The sequence below is a fragment of the Kroppenstedtia sanguinis genome (assembly GCF_050433445.1).
GTDB lineage: Bacteria > Bacillota > Bacilli > Thermoactinomycetales > DSM-45169 > Kroppenstedtia > Kroppenstedtia sanguinis.
Genome location: NZ_JBNPXF010000004.1, coordinates 89,739 through 110,669, shown reverse-complemented (window position 1 = coordinate 110,669; position 20,931 = coordinate 89,739). Strand labels below are relative to the sequence as shown.

Here is a 20,931-nt window from a genome sequence, read left to right as displayed (position 1 = left end):
TTGATCGGCCTGATCTATAACGAGCTATTGAAAACCGTGAAGAAAAAACGGGTGCTGGTCGTCCTGTTGCTTATTGCAGTGTTAATCCCCATCTTTACCTTCGCCCAGTACCGTACTATTCAAACTACGGTTCAACAGATGGGGACCTCAGATTGGCGCTCCATTCTGCAACAACAGATCGTCGACAACCAAAATCGCCTTTCCTCCAGTCGCATGCCTGAGGAATGGAAGAAACTCGTCCGCCTCAACATCCAGCAACAACAATACTATCTGGACCGCGACATTAACCCGATGTCCCCTGGAGCACCTACCTTCGTACGAAAATTCATCGAGGAATCCATCTCTTTGTTCCTCCCCTTGTTGGTTGTCGTCATGGCGGCGGACATCGTCAGCTCCGAATATTCAGCCGGCACGATCAAGTTGCTTTTGACTCGGCCGATCCAGCGATGGCGTATCCTATTATCCAAGTATCTAGCGCTTCTCCTGCTGGTATCTTTGATCGTGGTCGCCACAGCGGTCCTCGGCACTCTCCTGTCGGGAATCGTCTTCGGATACGGAGGATGGGAATTACCTGTCTTCACCGGATTCCAAGAGGTAAATGGCGAAATGGTCACAGATCAGGTTCATTTGGTACCACAATGGCAGTACATCCTGATGGGGTGTGGACTCGCTTGGTTCACTTGTACAGCAGTGGCCACCCTCTCCTTCATGGTGTCTGTCCTCGTACGAAGTACCGCCACTGGGATGGGTATCATGTTAGCCTCTCTCATCTCCGGAAATCTACTTACCCAGGCGGCACCCAGTTGGACCGCCCTGAAATATCTGGCCTTCACCAATCTTCGCCTGACAGACTATCTATCCGGTACGCCCACCATGATCGAAGGAATGACTCTCCCCTTCTCCCTGGCGGTCCTTGGCATCTGGTCCCTGACCGCCCTGGTAGTGGCTTTCACTGTGTTTGTAAAACGGGATGTACTGGCATGAACAAGAAACCACCCCCATCTGCAGGGGTGGTTTTTCCTTTGTGATAAAGATTGCTCAGGTCCAGACGGAAGATATTTCACCCCTTGCCGCTTTCAACCCGCCGCTTCAGGGGTCTGTTCTTTTTTTCGTTTGTCGGCGGAAAGCACCCGCGATACCAGGATGGCTTGCCCCACCCCTGCCAGCAAGAGCAAGGCACCCAACCCGCCAAACAGAATTTTTCCACCATATTGTACCAAGACCACACTTCCCAAGACCGGCGCCGTCATTTTGCCCACACTGAGACTAATATCAAAGAGTGAGAAATATCGGGCACGTACCTGGGAATTCGCCATGATAGAGACAATCTGTTTCAACCGGGGCAACAGTAACATATCCGTCATCGTCCAGCAGAATTCGGCAACCACCAGTAGCCAGAAATAGGGCATGAACCCGTAGAAGAAACTGTATGCGATCAAGAGGAAATAACTAATCATCACCACCCGTTCTCCCCGCCACCGTTGGCTCCACAAAGTAACCGGCATCTGAAGCACTGCGGTCAGGATACCTGTCACCGTGCGCAGAGTTCCATAAACCAATAAGTATTCGACAAATTGGGTTTTCAGGTACAACGGCATAGTCGAATTCATCTGCATTTCTACCATATAGACGGGAACGGCAAATAAAATCAATAGATACAAGGGAAAATGGGCTCCGATCCCCAGCAAAACTTTCCTCTGGGTTGGTCCAGTTGAATCCTGCTCCGCTTGGGGCAACGTCTCGGGAATTTTAAAATAAACCACCGTCGCCGTCACCAACGCAATCCCAGCCTCGGCACAGAAGATCAACGAGGGATTCAAGTGGTAGGCGGCAATCCCCAGCAGAGGACCCAAAGTCGCTCCAATATTAATCGCGACATTGTTCAAAGCATAAGCTTCCGTTCTCTGTTTTTCGGAAACTATATCCGCCATCTGCGCATCCTTCGCAGGAAGGTATAGGTTTGAGCTCAAACCGTTCAGTGTTAATAGCACATAAAAGTGCCACACCTCATTGGCAAAAATCATTCCGATTAACACAATGAATTGGAACATGGGAGCCATGAACAGAACCGGCCGCCGTCCAAACCGATCAGAGATGTTGCCTGCCCACAGTTTGAAAAATATAGCGATAAACGACGGAAAGCTGATCGCTCCTGCCGCCGCTACAGCAGAAGCTCCCAACTGCTCGGTCATATAGACGACCAAATAAGGATACAGCATAAACCCCGTGATACAACTGGACATCGTAAGCCAAAAGTGAATCCAGACGATCGAATGGTATCTGTCACGCACCTTCGCCGCCTTACTCCGAATCCAACCACCCACGTTCCTTCGGTATGGAGGTTTCGACTTTTCAGTCACTACACTTTCCCCTTTACAGACATATTCAAATTTTCAAATCCACCTATTTTGCAAATTGTAACACCAAAATCAAGAGATGGAAAGTGGTGGATTCGAAAAAATTTCCTGGATTCAATATTCTTTAAGCAGACAGCATCTGTAAAAAGAATGAAATTACTTTATTTGCCTAGCTTTACTTGTAACCCTCTACAAAAAAACACGGCCCAAAATTATTAGATTAACCGAAAACGGATAAGGATCTGTTACGACGGTGAAACCTGGAGCGAAGGGAACACGGCGAGGCAGGTATTCTCCATCCATCTGAGATTCTCAGATACCCCTCAAAAAAAACAGCGCGGCCTTTTGGCCGCGCGGAATCCGACATGATTTGCAACGATAGGTTTATCTTGTATTCTCTTTTTCAGAACCAATTTTGGCATGCTTGTAACCATAAACCAAATAAATAACCAAGCCGATCAATAACCAAATGAAGAATCGTAGAATAGTAAACAGCGGGAGGCTAAAGATCAATGCCAGACATCCTCCGATCCCTACGATCCCAACAAGCCATAACGCGGGCACTTTAAATGCTCGGGGTTCATCCGGTTTGGTATAGCGAAGAACGATGACACTGACGGTTGTCAAAGCAAAAGCGGTTAAGCCCCCAATATTAGCAAATTCCGCTAGCTCTCCAATTGACAAGAATCCCGACAAAAGAATACCTGTCACCGTCACAATCACAATCGATAAGATCGGAACACCTGTTTTTTTATTCGTCAGGGCAATCCGCTCTGGAAGAAGTCCATCCCGACTCATAGCAAATAAAACACGAGTTGCACTGGTTGTATTCGCTATCATCGTAGCCAGCAATCCGAAGATCACCGCCACTGCAATGATCGCGCCGCCCCATTGAATCCCGACAGATTGAAGTGCAAATACAGTGGGATCCGGAACATCCAATTTAGAGTAAGGTAAGATCCCTGTCAACATGAATGCGACAAGTGCATAGAGAAGTGTGAGTACACTCAACCCACCAATTAAAGCGATCGGTATGGTTTTTTGTGGATTTTTTACTTCTTCTAACACAGTTGTCACACCATCAAATCCTGTAAATGCAAAAAATACCAATGCAGCCCCTGCCATAACTCCTGTCCATCCAAAAGGTGTAAAGGGTGTCCAATTTACAGGATCCACGTGAAAAGCACCGATGAGCAAAAATAGTATGATGGCTGCAACCTTAGCGATCGTAAATAATGTGTTGGATCGACCCACATTTTTAATTCCACTCATTGCAATCCAAGCGACAATCAGCCAACCCGCAACTGCCGGCAAATTTACAATTCCGCCATGAGCCATATCTTTCGTTAAAACCTCCGGCAAATGAATGCCGACGGATTGCAGAAAGGAGTCTACATAGCCACTCCATCCAACTGCGACAGTACTTGAAATCACCGTGAATTCCAAAAGTAGATCCCAGCCGATGATCCAAGCAATAAATTCTCCCAGCGCAATATATGAGTAGGTATAAGCGCTTCCAGCAACAGGAACCATAGAGGCAAATTCTACATAAGCCAGTCCGACGGCAATAGTCACAATTCCACCAATCAGGAATGAAACGATCACTCCTGGTCCTGCATGCAACGCAGCAGTCGTGCCCGGTAAAACAAAAATTCCTGCCCCAATCGTGGCTCCCAGTACATACAGCATCAATTGCCAAGGTCCAAGTTCCCGCTTAAGTTTGAAACGATCCACTTCAGTGATCCGATTGGCTTGCTCAATAGTGCTCAATAGATTTAGTTCTTAAAAAATTCGCCATAAACTCACCCCAATTCTTAGTCACAAGCTAACTTTCATACGTAGGGGGAAATCGCAGAAAGATTTGGGTAGCTTGCTTTTAAAAAAACTAGAATCGCGTTGTGATTTACCTTATATCTCTTAGACGGTCGGGATGATTGGTTCACTATCGTTTTCCGTTGTTCTGATCCCAAGTCACTCCATGGGAAACCCTAACCTTCCTGTGAACGGTTTTTCACGACATTTCTAGGGGGTATCCTCTTAAACCGACCTGCCATTCTAAGTAAAAAAGTATAAAGCCTTCCTTCCGTCGCCGCACATTGCCCCTAAGGAAAAAATGGCTACTAAAAGAGTATCACAATTCCCACCACCTGAACAGTCTAAAATTTTATTAATTCCTACAATTTCTACCAGGAATCATTTAAATTCTGATTATCAATATAAAAAAACACACCCAGTTTTGGGCGTGTTTGGTTTTTTTAGTGTTTAAGGAAGACGTTGTTGTGAATGATCCCCATCCCCGACCCCAACTGCGAATGGATCAGAACTACCTCAGAAGTTGGTCTTCAGGAAGGGTTGGTAACGTCTTTAGATCGCAAGAACTTTGGCGTCGGAATGGCGCTCCCATCCCGATCTCCCCTCCTCAACGAAGAGGACGAGGATTTGCTTCCCCCTTGCGCTCTGCAAGAAAGATGGAGCGCCTCCAACCTTCTGCTCCGCCTGGCTGAAAAACTAGATCAGTGATCACTAGTTGTTAACCGCTTTTCTCTTTTTCACCCAAAGGATCATGATATAGCCGCCAATGAGAAGAGCAAAGCTCCAGCCCAAGGGTTGAAGGTAAGGGGAAGCGACTTCTTTTATATCTTCATAGTTCTCCCCAAGTTGAATTCCCAAATAGATAAAAAAAATAGACCAGGGAATGATAGCTAAAGTGGTATAAAATAAAAACTTTCTAATGGACATCTTGGCGATTCCTGCGGGAATGGAGATCGCATGACGGACAACAGGGATAAAGCGGGCCCCGAAAATCACACCGGTTCCGTAACGCTGGAACCATCGCTCGGCAACATCCAAGTGACTTTTCTTGATGAGCAAGAACTTGCCGTATTTCTCTAAAACAGGACGCCCTCCGTAATAGCCCATCAGGTAAAGAAAAAGTTGCGCCAGTGTACCACCAATCGTACCTGCAATCACTGCACCAACCATATTAATTTTCCCCAGGCTTACAAGGTACCCACCATAAGCCAAAACAATTTCACTGGGGATCACTTCGATCATCAAACCTAACGCGACTCCAAAATAGCCCAAGTCCTCTAGCGACTCCAAAATTACTCGCACAAATTCTTGCATCTCCAGACTCCAACCTCCTGATCGGCCTGTTATATGTCCCAGCATACTTTATTTCTTCCATCACCTCCATAATGCAATAGAATTAATTTCTCATTTTGTTTAGTTCCCTTATTCCCCTCTTTCTCTCGCAAACCGGAAACAGTACACGCTTCAGCTCACGCCGAGATTTACCGAGGATACGACCTGATCCTCCGAATTTAGACCAACTCAGATGAGCCGGTATCAAACCGTTTTTTTCATTCCATCTCTCTTTTCTATTCTACCATCGATACCCAAAACCAAATGGGACTATTTTTTGTCCACTTCTTGCTTGGAATCGGAGTCATTCAGCCTCTGAATTTGAAGCAATACCACTTCCAAAAGAGAAAGTTCCCGAAAATAGCCTTCCACACCACGCCCTTTGCGGTCCCCTTCCCTCACCTTCATCCTCAGCTCATCGACCCGTCGTTTTAGACAATCCACCGCTGCTTGCCATTCTTTTGTCGATACATCCAATTTCAATCGCAAAGTTTTTTTCCGCCCCCTAGCTTTCATCTGCTCCATCCTATGGTGGATCGAGGGGAATCGTTTCTCAAACCCTTACCAGACATGTCTGCCCACCCATTGCCGCGGGTTAGGCAGTGTGAACAGACACACTCTATACGCGAAAGTAACCATAAAAAAACAACCCTCCCGTGACGGGAAGGTCGGCATTGGAAACTGATTACTCGCTCTGATTCATGTTGGAATTCCTTCTCGCATAGGCAAAGTAAAGGACGAAACCGACAATCAACCAGATCAGGAAACGAAGCCATGTTTGTCCGGGGAGTTGGAACATCAGATAACCACAGAAGAGAACGGCCAAGGCGGGGACAAAGGGAACCCCTGGACAGCGGAATTTCCGTTCCAGATCCGGGCGGGTTTTCCTCAACACGACGACAGCGATGGAAATCATGATAAAAGCGGCAAGTGTACCCATATTCACCAATTCCGCCAACTCATCGAGAGGTACCAAAGCTCCCACCAAACCAGCCACCAAACCGATCAGCCAGGTAGAAGCAAAAGGTGTCCGAAATTTTTCATGAACACGGGAGAAAAATTTGGGCATCAATCCATCACGGGACATCGCAAATATCACCCGCGACTGACCGTAGAGCATCACCAGCATCACCGTCGTCATCCCGAGGATAGCGCCCACATTGATGACCCCTACCACCCAATTGTGACCGGTCATACTCATGGCATAGGCGACGGGGCTGTCTTCATGGCCCTTGAAATCTCCGAAGGGGAGAACTCCCGTGAGGACAAGGGAAACCCCGAGATACAAGAGAGCGCAAATTCCTAGAGATAACAAAATCCCTTTAGGCAAATCCTTACTGGGATTGCGGGTCTCTTCCGCAGCCGATGCCACAGCATCAAATCCTATGAAAGCAAAGAACAGCAGTGCCGCTGCCTGTGAAACCCCGACAGCCCCGAAGGGGAGGAAGGGACTCCAGTTGGCCGGTTTTACATAAAAGGCTCCCACCAAAATGATAAGTAGCACAACGGCCACTTTGATAATCACCATAATGTTGTTAACTCTTTTGGACTCCTTCACCCCCAAGGCAAGCAATCCGGTGAGAATCATGACAATTAAGAAAGCAGGCAGATTGAAATAGGTCGTAACCCCTGAAACAGCCCCAGGTGCCGCCGTCAAGGACACGGGTAGGTCTATTCCGAAACCGCTCAGAAAAGATTTAAAATAGCCAGACCATCCTGCGGATACCGAGCTAACAGCCAATAAATATTCCAATATCAGATCCCAGCCGATAATCCAGGCAAAAAATTCACCCAAGGTGGCGTAACTGTAAGTATAAACCGATCCTGAGACCGGAACGGAAGAGGCAAATTCTGCATAGGAGAAAGCTGCGAAGGCGCAGGCCAAGCCCGCCAATAAGAAGGACAACGAGACTCCCGGGCCAGCTTTTAAAGCACCGAGCCCTGTCAGGACAAAAATCCCCGTCCCAATAATAGCCCCGATCCCCAACATGGCCAGGTCCCAACTGCCCAGTTCTTTATTCAACGCCCTCCCTTTCTTCGTACTGTTGATCAAATCAGCGATACTCTTCTTGCGTAACAGTCCTGTATTGGCCTTTCCAGGCATTTGTTGCACAGGTTCCGCCATCAACATCCCTCCGCAAAAATCTGACTTTTTTGACTATTGGGTAATTAAATCCCGCTTAATTCTCAGACGATTGTAACCAAATAAGCCTATGGAGTCAATCCCTAAATCATTTGAATATATTTCCTCTCAGGGCTGTTGATTAACCAGAAAATGGGCAGCGGAAGGGAGTCGTGTGCTGCCAAAGCGACCTTTGTACCATGGGCACTACAATCCAAAGGAGCTGAAGCTCTAGATGAAGGTAGCCATCCTACCCAGTGGAGAATCTGGAGGGAGGGCGTTTAGGGGCAACCTCTTCCCTGTGTTGCTTCCGTAAGGCTTTGCCCCTGCCCGATCGGAAGATTTGGAGCGGCCAGTTTTCACTTCCTTGCCGGATGGCAACGGTCGCGTGGGTGAACATGATCTCCCCACCCAAAATATGGCTAATCAACACGCCTGATTTCCTCTAATCCAAGTTAATTTATTCTCGTCTCCAGGGTTGTTGAGAACCATAAAATGGATGATGGGAACGAAACGACCCTTTCGCTCTTCCCATTGCCCCCCATCATAGGTTGAGGGGACGGGGAGGGTGGGACGGCTACGATCTCTTGCAACGCAAGGGCTCTCTTCACCGTCCCACCATCTCAACCTTATTCCCTAAAATATGGCTAATCAACACACCTGTCTCGTCTCCTATATTCACTCAATACCATCTTGACAGAATTCAAAAGCTATTACATATTGACACAATTGAATGAGAGCGGTTATATTGTTTTTGTCGAATAGTATAATCTATTCAGTATAAAATTAGTGTTTTGTATTTACTTTATAATGGGACTGAGGGGGGATCTGATATCATACAATTTACTCAAGTCAACAAGTTTTTTGGGGACTTTCAGGTATTGAAAGAGATTAATTTGGAAATCGCTTCCGGTGAAGTGGTGGTCATTCTGGGACCCAGCGGTTCGGGAAAAAGTACCCTGCTCCGTTGCATTAACAAACTGGAGTCGATCACTGATGGCGAATTGGTAGTGGATGGCACCACAGTCTCAGATGCTAAAGCCGATGTCAACAAGCTTCGCCAGGAAATCGGGATGGTATTCCAACATTTCAATCTTTATCCCCACAAAACTGCATTGGAAAATATTACACTCGCGCCCCTGAAAGTACGCAAGATGAACCCGGATGAAGCAGATCAACTGGCTCGCCGCTATCTGGAGAAAGTGGGAATCCCCGAGAAAGCAAATGCTTATCCCTCCCAACTCTCCGGCGGTCAGCAACAGCGGGTCGCCATCGCACGCGGGCTCGCCATGAAGCCGAAGATTATGTTGTTTGACGAACCCACCTCCGCACTGGATCCCGAGATGATCGGCGAAGTGCTCGACGTGATGCGGGACCTGGCCCAAGAAGGCATGACCATGGTTGTGGTCACCCACGAGATGGGATTCGCCCGGGAAGTGGCGGATCGAGTCATCTTCATGGATGAGGGGAAGATTCTGGAACAATCCCCTCCCGACGAATTCTTCAACCAACCGAAGGAGGAACGTACACAGAGGTTTCTCAGTCGCGTACTGAAACATTGACAAGGAAAAGAGGGATGTTCATGAATATGAAAAGGTGGCTCTCGCTTGCAATCGTTCCTATAATGGCATTCAGTTTGACTGCCTGTAATACCAACGATGCCGCCGAGACCAGTTCCGTAGATGCTATCAAAAAGCGGGACAAATTGGTGGCTGGGGTTAAATACGATACCAATCTATTTGGATTTAAGGATCCGGCAGACGGCCAAGTCAAAGGCTTTGACATCGATCTGATGAAAGAACTGGCCAAACGGATGTTGGGCGATGAGAAGAAACTGGAATTGAAAGAAGTCACCTCCAAAACCCGTATTCCCCTACTGAATAACGGAGACGTGGATATTCTGGCCGCCACCATGACCATCTCAGAGAAGCGGAAGAAGGAAATCGACTTCTCCCACGTTTATTTCATGGCAGGCCAATCCTTATTGGTGAAATCCGACAGTGGTATCAAAGGGGTAGAGGACCTCAAAGGAAAAGTGGTGATGGGCGCGAAGGGGTCCACCAGCGTGCAAAACATAAAGAACTTGGAACCCGGTATTAAAATGAAAGAATATGAAAACTATGCCGACGCTTTCACCGCCCTTAAAAGCGGCAAGGGAGATGTCGTGACGACTGATGACAGTATTCTGATGGGCATGGAACAGCAAGCACCGGACCAAGTCAAAATAGTGGGTGGCCATTTCACCCAAGAACCCTACGGTTTTGGATTGGCAAAGGGCAATAAAGAAATGACCGACTATGTGAACAAATTCTTGGATGACATCCAGAAAGATGGCACTTACGATAAGCTCTACAAAAAATGGTTCAAAAAAGATCCTCCCAAAAACATCCCCAAAGAAGCAGAGAATAAAGTGCTGAAAAAATAAGGAACTGGGAACGGGGAGATGGATGCCATGCCGCCATCTCCCCGCTCCATTCTCCGTGCCTAACGTCACAGGAAAAGAGGTGTACCTATGAGCTTTGATATTTCCTCTTTGGCAACGTACAAGCAAGACTTCATCGATGGTTTTCTCACCACTTTGTCCGCCAGCCTCCTCGCCCTGGCTCTGAGCTTGGTCATCGGCACTGTGATCGCTATCATTCGTTTGTCGAGGGTCCGGCTGCTGGAATGGATCGGAACAGTCTATGTGGAATTTTTCCGCAACACCCCACTGGTCATCCAGGTCTTCTTCTTTGCTATGGGGCTTCCTTCCATCGGAATCAACATCTCGGAATTCACCGCAGGAGCCATTGGATTGTCCATCTACACCGGGGCCTTCATCGCTGAGGCGATCCGGGCGGGAATTCAATCTGTCCCAGCTGGCCAGATGGAAGCCTCCCGTTCTTCGGGCATGACTTATTTTCAGGCTATGCGATTCGTGATCCTCCCCCAGGCTTTTAAACTGGTCATTCCGCCCTTGGGAAATCAGTTCGTCAATCTCGTAAAAAATTCTTCCGTGCTGGCGATCATTGCAGGGGGTGACCTGATGTATGCAGCGGACATTATCAGCTCCCAGACATTCCAGATCAACCTGACCTATATTTTTGTAGCCCTACTCTATCTGGTGATCACCTTGCCTCTCAGTTACGGAGTCAACTGGCTTGAGCAACGTATGGCACAAACCGCTTAATCGAAGGGAGGGAATATCATGGATTTAGAGAATACTTTTTCTTCTACCAGCCTTTCCTTTTTGCTGGAGGGTTTCCTGGTGACTCTCCAAGTGGCCCTGGTCGCCATTCTGTTCAGTTTCATCTTCGGAATTTTGCTCGGCGTCTGCCGATACACACGTGTTCCGGTGTTATCCCACCTGGCAACGGCATACATTGAGATCGTCCGAAATCTTCCTTTGCTGTTGATCATCTTTTTCGGATACTTCGGGTTAAGAGAGTGGGGATTGAAACTACCTGTCACTTTTTCAGTCATCGTCAGCATGACTCTGTTCACCTCCGCACTGCTGGCCGAGATCGTCCGCAGTGGCCTAAATTCAGTGGACAAAGGGCTGGTGGAGGCATCCCGTTCCCAAGGTTTCACATATATGCAAACCCTTCGCCACATCGTGCTCCCCTTGGGTCTGAAACGGACAATTCCTCCCTTGGTCAGCCAATTTATCAGTTTGATCAAGGATACCTCCCTGGCGGTGGTGATCAGTTTACCCGAGATGACACACAATGCGCAGATCATATACAACAAACACTACAATGCCACGATTCCCATCTTGATCCTGGTCGCTCTTCTGTACTTCATTGTCAATTACAGTTTATCCCGGGCGAGCCGCCGTTTGGAGAAAAAACTGGTCGGTTGATTTTTTCTCCCACACCTTCACATAAACGAGATGATTGCTGCTGACTTTTCCTCGTCAGCAGCTTTTAGAATACAAGTTGTGATTGTACAGTCTAATCAGATATAATCGAAATCACAAAATAATATATTATTTGATCGATGGATTGGAGGGACTGATCGTTGAAAAAGTGGATCTCCTATCTCGTCTGGGCCGCCGTATCCGCCGCAGGGGCCGCCGCCTTCGGCATCCTCGCCCTTTCCCGCGGCGAGTCGATCAACGCCGTCTGGCTTCTGGTGGCAGCGATCTGTACTTATGCAGTCGCCTATCGTTTTTACAGTCGGTTCTTAGCTCGGAAGGTATTTGAATTGGATGACCAGCGAAAAACACCTGCAGAAGTAAATAACGACGGTAAAGATTACGTTCCCACCAACAAGTGGGTTCTGTTTGGTCACCATTTTGCCGCCATCGCCGGTGCAGGCCCCCTAGTCGGACCGATTTTAGCCGCTCAGATGGGGTATCTGCCGGGCACCCTGTGGATTATTGTCGGGGTGGTGCTGGGGGGTGCGGTACAGGACTTCATCATCCTGTTCGGTTCCATGCGCAGAAACGGCAAATCCCTCGGAGAGATCACCAGAGAAGAGATCGGCCCCGTCGGTGGCTTCGTCGCCCTCTTCGCCATTCTGGGAATCATGATCATTCTGCTGGCAGTATTGGCCTTGGTCGTGGTTCAAGCCCTTGCCAACAGTCCCTGGGGGATGTTCACACTGGCGATGACCATCCCGATCGCCCTGTTTATGGGGATCTACATGCGCTTCATCCGCCCAGGCCGGGTGCTGGAAACCTCCCTCATCGGTTTCGTATTGCTGATGCTCTCCCTGTGGGCCGGTCAGTATGTGGCAGAGCATCCCTCCCTGTCCACCCTGTTTACTTTTGAAGGGACCACCATCGCCTGGATGATGATCATTTACGGCTTCATCGCCTCTGTCATCCCAGTCTGGCTCTTGCTCGCACCCCGGGATTATCTGAGCACCTTTCTCAAAATCGGGGTCATATTCGGCCTTGCCCTGGGGATTCTGCTTGTGATGCCTGAACTGAAAATGCCCTCCATAACCCGGTTTATCGATGGAACGGGTCCGGTCTTCACCGGAAATCTGTTTCCCTTTGTCTTTATCACTATCGCTTGCGGTTCCATCTCCGGATTTCATGCCCTGGTCTCCTCAGGAACCACTCCCAAAATGATCTCCAGGGAGAGCCAAGCTCGTTTTATTGGATATGGGGGCATGCTGACAGAATCCTTCGTCGCGATCATGGCCTTGATCGCCGCCTGCGTGCTGACTCCGGGCGTTTATTTTGCCATGAACAGTCCTGCTGCCGCCATCGGTGCAGATGTTTCCGCTGCCGCCCAAACCATCTCCTCCTGGGGGTTCGTCGTCTCACCGGAACAATTGTCGGGCCTGGCCAAGGACATCGGAGAGCAGAGTATCCTCTCTCGCACCGGCGGGGCCCCAACTCTCGCCGTGGGCATGGCGCAAATTTTCTCCAACATCTTCGGCGGCAAAGCCCTGATGGCCTTCTGGTATCACTTCGCCATCCTGTTTGAAGCCGTCTTCATCTTGACCACGATTGACGCGGGTACTCGGGTGGGACGCTTCATGCTACAAGATCTCCTCGGTCAATTCTCCAAAAAATGGGGAGATACCGAATGGTATCCGGCCAATGTCATCACCAGTGCTGTTGTGGTTGCCGGGTGGGGGTATTTCCTCTATCAGGGAGTGATCGATCCCCTAGGCGGAATCAACACGTTATGGCCTTTGTTCGGGATTGCCAACCAAATGCTGGCGGTCATCGCCTTGGTCGTCGGAACCACGATTCTGATCAAAATGGGCAAGGCCATTTATGCATGGGTCACCCTGATTCCCACTACCTGGTTGACCATTGTCACCATGACCGCTGGTTGGCAGAAACTGTTCCATTCTGATCCCCAGATCGGCTTTCTCGCCGCTGCCAACAAATATCAAGCAGCGGCGGCTAGCGGCGAGGTGCTTCACCCTGCCCAATCCTTGGAAGAGATGAGTCGGATCGTATTTAACAACCAGCTCGATGCGGCCCTTACCGGTATCTTCATGGTGATGGTGATCGTGATCATCCTAGATGCCGGCCGGATCTGGTACAAAAAGCTGGTGAAGCGAGAGTCCCTTCCGCTGTCCGAATCCCCCTACATCCCCTGGGAAGGAGGGAGTATCAAAGGATGAGCCACAGGATTCTGCAAACCTGTACCAAATCCTTCAAAGCGGTGGCCAACTATCTGAATGCCATTGCCGGAGTTCCTGACTATGCACGTTACCTGGAGTACTTCCACCGCAATCACCCCGGCGAAACTCCACTGACGGAAAAGGAATTCCACAAGCAAGCTACTGATGAAAAATACGGTGGAGGAACGATCCGCCGCTGTTGTTGAATTCTTACCCAACAGGTTGGCTGTCTTCGGACGGCCAACCTTTCTTTAGGTCATCAATTGACAATCCCTTCCGATCTGCATAGGATCACATTAAGTCAGCGTGGTTGAGAAACTTAACAAATGGATTCTGTAAGCCAAAGGAAACCCTCGCTTCCTTTCTATCGCATATAGGGTTTACGGGAACGAAGTCAGACGAAGTAGCAGCGATCCCTTGGCCTTCTACATCAAAACCAGCTCATCCACACCTGACATCAAGTACTTTCCGGCGGTGCTTGCGGTGGATCGCACCCCAACCACTCTGCGCCGACGGCAATCTTTATCAGGTGGTGTCCAGCATGATCCGTACAAAATCTTCGGATGAACTGAAAATCATGCGCAAAGCCGGCTCCATCGTTGCTGAATGTCACGCCTTGCTGAACCAAGCGATCCGCCCCGGAGTGAACACTCAAGAGCTGGATAGCTTGGTAGAGCAACATATCCGAAAAAGCGGGGCCACCCCCAGTTTCAAGGGACATCATGGCTTTCCCGCTTCAATCTGTGTCGCTCTCAATGATGAGATTTGCCACGGTTTTCCCCGCTCCCAGCCTCTGAAGGAAGGAGATGTGGTCACCATCGACATCGGCGCCCACTATCAAGGTTATCATGGAGACTCTGCCTGGACCTATGCTGTGGGTAACGTCGCCCCAGACATCCGCCAACTGATGGAGGATGGCGAGAAATCACTCTTCCTCGGCATTGAACAGGCCCGGTCTGGCCAAAAAGTCGGAGAGATTGGCCACGCCATCCAGTCCTTTGCAGAACCCCTGGGCTACGGTGTCGTTCGGGAGTTTTGCGGGCATGGTGTCGGTCGCGAGCTCTGGGAAGAACCCCAGGTCCCCCATTTCGGCCTACCTGGTATGGGTCCTCAGATGAAAGCGGGCATGGTTCTTGCCATCGAACCGATGCTCACTCTGGGCAACTGGCGCGCACAGGTGGACTCAGACGGCTGGACGGCCCGTACCGTCGACGGCTCCATCTGCGTTCAATATGAACATACCGTAGCCATCACCGACGAGGGTCCGGTCATTTTGACGAAACTCCTATAAATACCACAACATCCCCCTTTGGGGAATCTTACAGCACCCAACATGAAAAGCCCATGGAACCAGCTAGATTCCATGGGCTTTTCAATGACTCCACCTTTATCTACTTTACCTTAACTGGTTGTCGCTTTCTCAGTAGATTCCGGATAGACTTTGGACCCTTCGACCGTGACCAACTTGCGGAACTCTGCCAGCAGATGTTGGGTAATCGGTCCCGGCTTCCCTTCCCCGATCGGGCGGCCGTCCACCTGGACGACAGCGATCACTTCGGCGGCGGTCCCCGTGAGGAATACCTCATCTGCTACATAAACATCATGTCGGGTGAAGGGTTGCTCCTTCACCACATATCCGAGACGATCACACAGGTCCATAATGGCGCGGCGGGTGATTCCGTCCAGAGCCCCCACATATCCCGGGGGCGTGTAGAGGATACCCCGCTTGACGATAAAGATATTGTCTCCGGACCCTTCCGCCACATAACCGTCGCTGTTCAGCATCATGGCCTCTCCCACACCAGCCTGGTTGGCTTCAATTTTCACCAGGATGTTATTTAGATAATTGAGAGATTTGACCTTCGGATTCAGTGCATCTGGCACATTGCGCCGGGTCGGGACGGTGATGATCTTCACCCCATGATCATACTGTTCCTGAGGAAATAATTTGACTTGATCGGCAATGATGATGACCTGGGGATCAGAACACTTGTCAGGATCGAGAGAGAGTTCCCCTTTTCCCCGAGAGACCACTAACCGAATATACGCATCGGTCAGCCCGTTTTTTCTCACGGTATCCAGTACCGCTTTCTCCATCTGCTCTATTCCATCAGGGATGTCGAGCAGGATAGAACGGGCCGATTCGTACAGGCGCTCCAGATGCTCCCCTAGCCGAAACACATTTCCCTTGTAGACCCGGATCCCCTCAAATACCCCATCACCGTAGAGAAACCCATGGTCGAAAATGGAGACCTTAGCCTCCTCTTTTTTTACAAAATCGCCATTCATATACACCCAACGCTCTTCCATGGATGCCACCCCCGAAAATAAAATATTAGATACAACAAAAACCCCTCACGACAGGTTGAATTGAGATCAGAACCTGCCGCAAGGGGCTTTTCTCCCCACGGTGTACACCGAAGTCAGGTGTTGATACCGCTTGGACCAGGCCTTCACAACGCCAGCGAAGCGGAACCCTAGGTATCCTTCTGATATGATGCCAAAAACTGAATTTAACGATGATTATAGGCTCATCACCGACCGTTGTCAACTGGAAGGGGATCACCAATTTTATCGAAAGTGTAGCAAGGGTAGGAGCCCAGTTGACGCACCTGACAGCCCCAATGCTCCACATCTGCGATAGCCTTCGCTATTCCCGGATGGTCCAATCCTGCCTCCGCATCGATGAAAAAATAATAGGTTCCTAGTTTTTTCTTGGTAGGGCGGGACTCAATCCGGGATAGGTTAATCTCACAATCGGAAAAAGAGGTCAACACTCGATGAAGAGCACCGGGAAAGTCCGAGGGCAAGGTAATCAGAAGCGTCGTTTTCCATCCGACAATGGCCCGGGTCCGATGTGTCCAAGGCCGACCCACGGAGATAAACCGGGTAAAATTGTTGGGATAATCCTGAATGCCCGATTCCAAAATCGTCAAGCCATACAAGAGGCCAGAGCTTTGTGGACCGATAGCCACCCAGGCCTCCTCGGGATGGCCTGCCACCTGGCGGGAAGCCTCAGCGGTGCTATCCACATAGCTGATAGTAGCTCCAGGCAAAAGTTCCCGCAGATGGGAACGGCACTGTGCCACCGCTTGGGGATGGGACAATACCCGCGTAAAGCGGGACAAAGGCCATTGGGCATGATCCGGATGGGTCATCAGATTCTGATTGATCGGATGGATCAATTCAGCGGTCAGAGTCACGTCCACATGATGCACCAGCCAATCCAGTGTCAGATTAACCGATCCCTCAATGGCGTTCTCCATAGGTACCACCCCGTGGGCAAACTCCCCCCGGTCGACAGCGAGCAAAACATCCGGGATGGAGTCGCAAGGTGTATGTTGGTAGTCCGTCTCTGGAAATAACCTCCGAACCGCTTCATGGGTGAAAGTCCCTCGCGGTCCGAGATAGGCCACCGGATGTTTCATAAAGCTCTCTCCTTTAATGTTTCCCAACACTCTACTATGATCTCATCCCCTCTGTCAACCGGATGACAGCCCCTTCAGCCTGGGGGGACAGGGTCAATACCTGAACCGGAATCCCCTCCTCCTGGAAGACCTTCTCCACAAACTGACGGACCGACTTCGGATCAAAGGTGAACACAGCCATCGTGGGACCCGCCCCGCTCAAAGCCGCACCCAGGGCACCATGGAGGACGGATTCTTGCAATACCCGATTCAATCCCGGAACCAGGGCACTCCGAAAAGGTTGATGAAACCGGTCCCTCAAACCGATCCCGAAGGCATCCCAATCCCCGGAAAATAAAGCCGCCGTCAGCAAATTGGCCCGGCTGCTCCCCAGAACCGCTTCATCAAAGCGCAGTTGAGCAGGCAAAGCTTTTCGGGAACGGGAGGTGGCCAGGGGCAATTCCGGAATGACTGCAATCACGGAGAAGGGGGGAAGCGGCGCCGGGACAGCATGAACTTTCTCTCCATCCCAGGAGGCGACCACCACTCCGCCGAACAACGACGGACCCACGTTGTCAGGGTGCCCTTCCCGGTGAACCGCCCGCCGAAACAACTCCTGAACACTGAATGGATCACCCAATAGATGATTTGCCGCCATCAATCCACCTACTATGGCAGCAGCACTGCTTCCCAATCCCCGCATCAAGGGAATCTCGGATTCTACTTCCAACCGAAAAGGAGGCAACTGCTGATCCACTGCTTGAAACACCTCTTTCATCACCTCAAGGATCAGGTTATCCCCTTTTTGCATCACCTCTCGGAATGACTCGTCTTCAGCGGTGACAGTCCACTCTTCCGCCGGAGAAAAACGGAGGTGGAGAAAACGATTCACCGCCATCCCGATAGAATCAAAACCGGAACCCAGGTTGGCACTGCTACCGGGAACCGTCACTTCAAAGGATAGAAATGGATCCATCTTTAGCCCTCCCTTCCTGTCACCTCTTCCACCACCGCTTTCCGGTCACAGGGAAGCACTCGGGGTTTCACTGCAACTGCCTCCATAGCCGTTGTCGGATCTTTGAGACCATTCCCCGTGAGAATGCAAGCTACTCGGTCCCCCTCAGAAATCACCCCGGCCTGGCGCAGTTTTTTCACCCCTGCCAAGGACGCCGCCGAGGCGGGTTCGGCAAAAACCCCTTCCTTTTGCGCCAACTCCCGGTAAGCCTCCAGGATCTCCCCATCGGTGACACTATCGATTTGGCCGCCAGACTGTTCAGCCGCCATCACCGCAGTCTGCCAGCTGGCTGGATTGCCAATCCGGATCGCAGTGGCCACCGTCTCCGGCTGTTCCACCCGTTCTCCCCGCACAATAGCTGCTGCTCCTGCCGCTTCAAACCCACACATCCGCGGCAGTTTTCCACTGCGGCCCGCCACCCGGTACTCCCGAAATCCTTTCCAGTAAGCGCTGATATTGCCAGCGTTGCCCACAGGAATCGCCAATATATCCGGAGCCTCTCCCCATTGGTCACAAATCTCAAAAGCTCCTGTCTTCTGCCCCTCAATCCGGTTTGGATTGACGGAATTGACCAGGGTGACAGGATGGTGATCAGCAATCTCCCGGACAATCTCCAGCGCCTGATCAAAGTTACCCTGCACCGCCAACACTTCCGCCCCGTACATCACTGCCTGGGACAGTTTCCCCAGCGCGACGTAACCGTCAGGGATGACCACAATGCACCGAAGACCCATGCGGGCGGCATAGGCTGCCGCCGAAGCCGATGTGTTCCCGGTGGAGGCACAGATGACTGCTTGGCTCCCGGCTTCCGCTGCCTTGGCGATGGCGACTACCATTCCCCGATCCTTGAAGGAACCGGTGGGATTGAAACCCTCCACTTTAAAGCGGAGATCGATCCCCCACTCCTCCGACAAGCAACGGGCTGGTATTAAAGGGGTGTTCCCCTCATAGAGGGTCAAAGAAGGAGTTTCATCAGTGATCGGCAAAAAGCGGCGATATCGTTGGATCAAACCCGGGTTCATCATCCATTTCCTCCTTCCACGCGATAGTGGCTCATCAGCTGGCGCACTGCCGGCATCTCATCCAATCGGCGAAGGATCGTCTCCAACTGATGCTGACTAGCTGTGTGCGTGATTAGAACGATCTCTGCTTCTCCACCCTGGCTGATCGGCACCTGTAGCACCTTTTCCAAGCTGACCGCCGCCTCGGCAAAAACACTTGTCAGTCCAGCCATTACGCCTGCCTCATCTGCCAAACGAAGGCGGAGAAAATGTTTGGAGAAAATCTCTCGGGGACTTTTCCAACGTTTTTCACAATAAGGGGCCACCATTCCCCGGCCGTTGACCCCCAGTTCCATATGTTTCACCACCGTCACCAGGTCAGAGACCACGGCGGTGGCAGTGGGCATTTCCCCGGCTCCCGGACCGTAAAACATCGTCTCTCCCACCGCTTCACCATGGATGTAGACCGCATTGAACACCCCATCCACGGATGCCAAAGGGTGTTCTCCAGACAACAGTGCCGGTTGCACACTCACCTCCATCTTCCCCTCATTCCGCTTGGCGATCCCGATCAACTTGAGCACATAACCTAACTGATCAGCAAACTGAATATCCTCTGTAGTCACATCTCGGATCCCCTGTACCGGTATTTCATCTAAGGCAAGGTGGGTATGAAAGCCCAGATAAGCCAGAATCGCCATCTTTCGTGCCGCATCCAACCCTTCCACATCAGCAGTGGGATCGGATTCAGCGTAACCTTGATCCTGAGCCTTGGCGAGAGCATCGGCAAAGGGCGTGCCTTTCCGGGCCATCTCCGTCAGGATATAGTTGGTGGTCCCGTTGACGATCCCCATGATCGTCGAAATCCGATCCGCAGAGAGCCCTTCTGTCAAAGCCCGCAGAACGGGAATTCCTCCAGCCACACTGGCTTCGTAAAAGAGGTCGCACCCCTTGTCCCCAGCAATGGACAACAGCTCCGCTCCATGCAGGGCCATCAGATCCTTGTTGGCGGTAACCACGTGTTTTCCCTCTTCCAAAGCCTCCCGGATACAGGTGTACGCAGGTTCGATTCCCCCCATCACCTCCACTACCAGATCGATCCCTTTGTCTTGGAGAATCTCCTCCGGCCGTTCCGTCAGCAAGCCCGAATCCACCTGAACGGATCGCTCCTTTCCCTTGTCTCTCACCAGAATCCTCTCGATGGATATCCCGCGACCCGTCTGTTGCCACAGATCCTCCTGATGATTTTTCACTAGGCGAACCACCCCGGAGCCCACGGTGCCAAGACCCATCAGACCTACGCGTATCGGTTCTTGCTCCATCTTCTCCACTCCCTCTGATCTATTCTCCTCGACCTACGAGTTCTGCTCGAACCACACCGTCCATCTCTTTCATCCCGTTGATTAAATCTGTCAAATGAATTTGTACTTGAGCCGTGTCGAGAGATAGGGTTACCCCTGCGATTCCCTGCAGGGGAATCGTCTGGTGAATCGTCAACACATTTGCTCTGTTCGTGGCCAGATAGGCCAAAATGCCGGACAACATCCCCGCACGGTGCTCCAATGTCAGAGAGACCGTGACGATTTTCTCTTTCATCAAAGCATTGAAGGGGTACACCCCATCCTTGTATTTGTAAAAAGAACTGCGGCTCATTCCCACTCCATCCACTGCATCCTGTACCGTCTGTACCTCTCCCGAGGCGAGCATCGCTTTGGCTTTCACTGTCTTCTGAATCGCCTCTGGCAACATGTCGGAACGGATCAGATAGTAAGTCTCATCCTTTGGATTCATTTCCGTCCTCCTATAGGAGACA

At 50.6% G+C, this 20,931-nt stretch carries 19 protein-coding genes; 8 read left to right on the top strand and 11 right to left on the bottom strand.

Going from position 1 to position 20,931, the window contains the following annotated elements; translation table 11 throughout:
• Positions 1 to 984 (top strand): ABC transporter permease, encoded by a 984-nt coding sequence (locus tag JOD24_RS03950; RefSeq protein ID WP_380163777.1) that lies wholly within the window; start codon positions 1 to 3, stop codon positions 982 to 984.
• Positions 985 to 1,076: 92 nt separating this feature from the next.
• On the opposite strand, the gene JOD24_RS03945 is transcribed toward JOD24_RS03950, so the two are convergent.
• From JOD24_RS03945 to bcaP, 5 genes are all read right to left on the bottom strand, one after another.
• A complete protein-coding gene (locus tag JOD24_RS03945) occupies positions 1,077 to 2,360 on the bottom strand; it encodes an MFS transporter (RefSeq protein ID WP_380163625.1) in 1,284 nt (427 codons plus the stop codon).
• Between the two features lie 381 nt (positions 2,361 to 2,741).
• Positions 2,742 to 4,046 carry an amino acid permease gene (locus tag JOD24_RS03940; protein ID WP_429246398.1) on the bottom strand — a complete coding sequence of 435 codons (1,305 nt, stop codon included), beginning with the start codon at positions 4,044 to 4,046 and terminating at the stop codon, positions 2,742 to 2,744.
• Between the two features lie 834 nt (positions 4,047 to 4,880).
• Positions 4,881 to 5,483, bottom strand: a complete 603-nt coding sequence (uptA, locus tag JOD24_RS03935) for an undecaprenyl phosphate transporter UptA (protein WP_380163621.1) — start codon at positions 5,481 to 5,483, stop codon at positions 4,881 to 4,883.
• A gap of 288 nt (positions 5,484 to 5,771) precedes the next feature.
• Positions 5,772 to 6,017, bottom strand: a complete 246-nt coding sequence (locus JOD24_RS03930; RefSeq protein ID WP_380163619.1) for a hypothetical protein — start codon at positions 6,015 to 6,017, stop codon at positions 5,772 to 5,774.
• 169 nt (positions 6,018 to 6,186) lie between these two features.
• Entirely contained in the window at positions 6,187 to 7,626 is a 1,440-nt protein-coding gene (bcaP, locus tag JOD24_RS03925; RefSeq protein ID WP_380163617.1) for a branched-chain amino acid transporter BcaP, read from the bottom strand.
• Between the two features lie 770 nt (positions 7,627 to 8,396).
• On the opposite strand from bcaP, the gene JOD24_RS03920 reads away from it, so the two are divergent.
• The 7 genes from JOD24_RS03920 (at position 8,397) to map (ending at position 14,986) form a co-directional block, all read left to right on the top strand.
• A complete protein-coding gene (locus JOD24_RS03920; protein ID WP_380163775.1) occupies positions 8,397 to 9,185 on the top strand; it encodes an amino acid ABC transporter ATP-binding protein in 789 nt (262 codons plus the stop codon).
• Between the two features lie 14 nt (positions 9,186 to 9,199).
• Entirely contained in the window at positions 9,200 to 10,048 is an 849-nt protein-coding gene (locus JOD24_RS03915) for a transporter substrate-binding domain-containing protein (RefSeq protein ID WP_429246378.1), read from the top strand.
• Between the two features lie 87 nt (positions 10,049 to 10,135).
• Positions 10,136 to 10,792 (top strand): amino acid ABC transporter permease, encoded by a 657-nt coding sequence (locus JOD24_RS03910; RefSeq protein WP_380163613.1) that lies wholly within the window; start codon positions 10,136 to 10,138, stop codon positions 10,790 to 10,792.
• Positions 10,793 to 10,810: 18 nt separating this feature from the next.
• Positions 10,811 to 11,464, top strand: a complete 654-nt coding sequence (locus JOD24_RS03905) for an amino acid ABC transporter permease (RefSeq protein WP_380163611.1) — start codon at positions 10,811 to 10,813, stop codon at positions 11,462 to 11,464.
• Between the two features lie 158 nt (positions 11,465 to 11,622).
• Entirely contained in the window at positions 11,623 to 13,695 is a 2,073-nt protein-coding gene (locus JOD24_RS03900; RefSeq protein WP_380163609.1) for a carbon starvation CstA family protein, read from the top strand.
• Positions 13,692 to 13,901, top strand: coding sequence for a YbdD/YjiX family protein (locus JOD24_RS03895; protein ID WP_380163607.1), 210 nt, complete (start codon positions 13,692 to 13,694; stop codon positions 13,899 to 13,901). The genes JOD24_RS03900 and JOD24_RS03895 overlap by 4 nt, the downstream gene beginning before the upstream one ends.
• Positions 13,902 to 14,236: 335 nt before the next feature.
• Positions 14,237 to 14,986, top strand: a complete 750-nt coding sequence (map, locus tag JOD24_RS03890; protein WP_380163605.1) for a type I methionyl aminopeptidase — start codon at positions 14,237 to 14,239, stop codon at positions 14,984 to 14,986.
• Positions 14,987 to 15,096: 110 nt separating this feature from the next.
• Here the strand turns inward: map and ilvE are convergent, their stop codons facing one another.
• The 6 genes from ilvE to JOD24_RS03860 form a co-directional block, all read right to left on the bottom strand.
• Entirely contained in the window at positions 15,097 to 16,005 is a 909-nt protein-coding gene (ilvE, locus tag JOD24_RS03885; protein ID WP_429246377.1) for a branched-chain-amino-acid transaminase, read from the bottom strand.
• Between the two features lie 224 nt (positions 16,006 to 16,229).
• Positions 16,230 to 17,123 (bottom strand): prephenate dehydratase, encoded by an 894-nt coding sequence (gene pheA, locus JOD24_RS03880; RefSeq protein WP_380163601.1) that lies wholly within the window; start codon positions 17,121 to 17,123, stop codon positions 16,230 to 16,232.
• Positions 17,124 to 17,157: 34 nt separating this feature from the next.
• On the bottom strand, positions 17,158 to 18,078 hold the full coding sequence (thrB, locus tag JOD24_RS03875) for a homoserine kinase (RefSeq protein ID WP_429246376.1): 921 nt from the start codon (positions 18,076 to 18,078) through the stop codon (positions 17,158 to 17,160).
• Between the two features lie 2 nt (positions 18,079 to 18,080).
• Positions 18,081 to 19,142: a threonine synthase gene (gene thrC / locus JOD24_RS03870; protein ID WP_380163597.1), complete on the bottom strand. Its 1,062-nt coding sequence runs from the start codon at positions 19,140 to 19,142 to the stop codon at positions 18,081 to 18,083.
• Positions 19,139 to 20,440, bottom strand: a complete 1,302-nt coding sequence (locus JOD24_RS03865; protein ID WP_380163595.1) for a homoserine dehydrogenase — start codon at positions 20,438 to 20,440, stop codon at positions 19,139 to 19,141. The genes thrC and JOD24_RS03865 overlap by 4 nt, the downstream gene beginning before the upstream one ends.
• A 19-nt stretch (positions 20,441 to 20,459) precedes the next feature.
• Positions 20,460 to 20,909, bottom strand: a complete 450-nt coding sequence (locus JOD24_RS03860; protein ID WP_380163593.1) for an ACT domain-containing protein — start codon at positions 20,907 to 20,909, stop codon at positions 20,460 to 20,462.
• Positions 20,910 to 20,931 lie beyond the last annotated feature (22 nt).

Coding starts and splice junctions, on each gene's coding strand:
- JOD24_RS03940 (WP_429246398.1), bottom strand. CDS start 4,046: ATGCTGTATGTACTGGGAGCCACGATTGGGGCAGGAATTTTTGTTTTA.
- uptA (WP_380163621.1), bottom strand. CDS start 5,483: ATGCAAGAATTTGTGCGAGTAATTTTGGAGTCGCTAGAGGACTTGGGC.
- JOD24_RS03930 (WP_380163619.1), bottom strand. CDS start 6,017: ATGAAAGCTAGGGGGCGGAAAAAAACTTTGCGATTGAAATTGGATGTA.
- bcaP (WP_380163617.1), bottom strand. CDS start 7,626: ATGGCGGAACCTGTGCAACAAATGCCTGGAAAGGCCAATACAGGACTG.
- JOD24_RS03915 (WP_429246378.1), top strand. CDS start 9,200: ATGTTCATGAATATGAAAAGGTGGCTCTCGCTTGCAATCGTTCCTATA.
- JOD24_RS03910 (WP_380163613.1), top strand. CDS start 10,136: ATGAGCTTTGATATTTCCTCTTTGGCAACGTACAAGCAAGACTTCATC.
- JOD24_RS03905 (WP_380163611.1), top strand. CDS start 10,811: ATGGATTTAGAGAATACTTTTTCTTCTACCAGCCTTTCCTTTTTGCTG.
- JOD24_RS03895 (WP_380163607.1), top strand. CDS start 13,692: ATGAGCCACAGGATTCTGCAAACCTGTACCAAATCCTTCAAAGCGGTG.
- map (WP_380163605.1), top strand. CDS start 14,237: ATGATCCGTACAAAATCTTCGGATGAACTGAAAATCATGCGCAAAGCC.
- ilvE (WP_429246377.1), bottom strand. CDS start 16,005: ATGGAAGAGCGTTGGGTGTATATGAATGGCGATTTTGTAAAAAAAGAG.
- pheA (WP_380163601.1), bottom strand. CDS start 17,123: ATGAAACATCCGGTGGCCTATCTCGGACCGCGAGGGACTTTCACCCAT.
- thrB (WP_429246376.1), bottom strand. CDS start 18,078: ATGGATCCATTTCTATCCTTTGAAGTGACGGTTCCCGGTAGCAGTGCC.
- thrC (WP_380163597.1), bottom strand. CDS start 19,142: ATGATGAACCCGGGTTTGATCCAACGATATCGCCGCTTTTTGCCGATC.
- JOD24_RS03865 (WP_380163595.1), bottom strand. CDS start 20,440: ATGGAGCAAGAACCGATACGCGTAGGTCTGATGGGTCTTGGCACCGTG.
- JOD24_RS03860 (WP_380163593.1), bottom strand. CDS start 20,909: ATGAATCCAAAGGATGAGACTTACTATCTGATCCGTTCCGACATGTTG.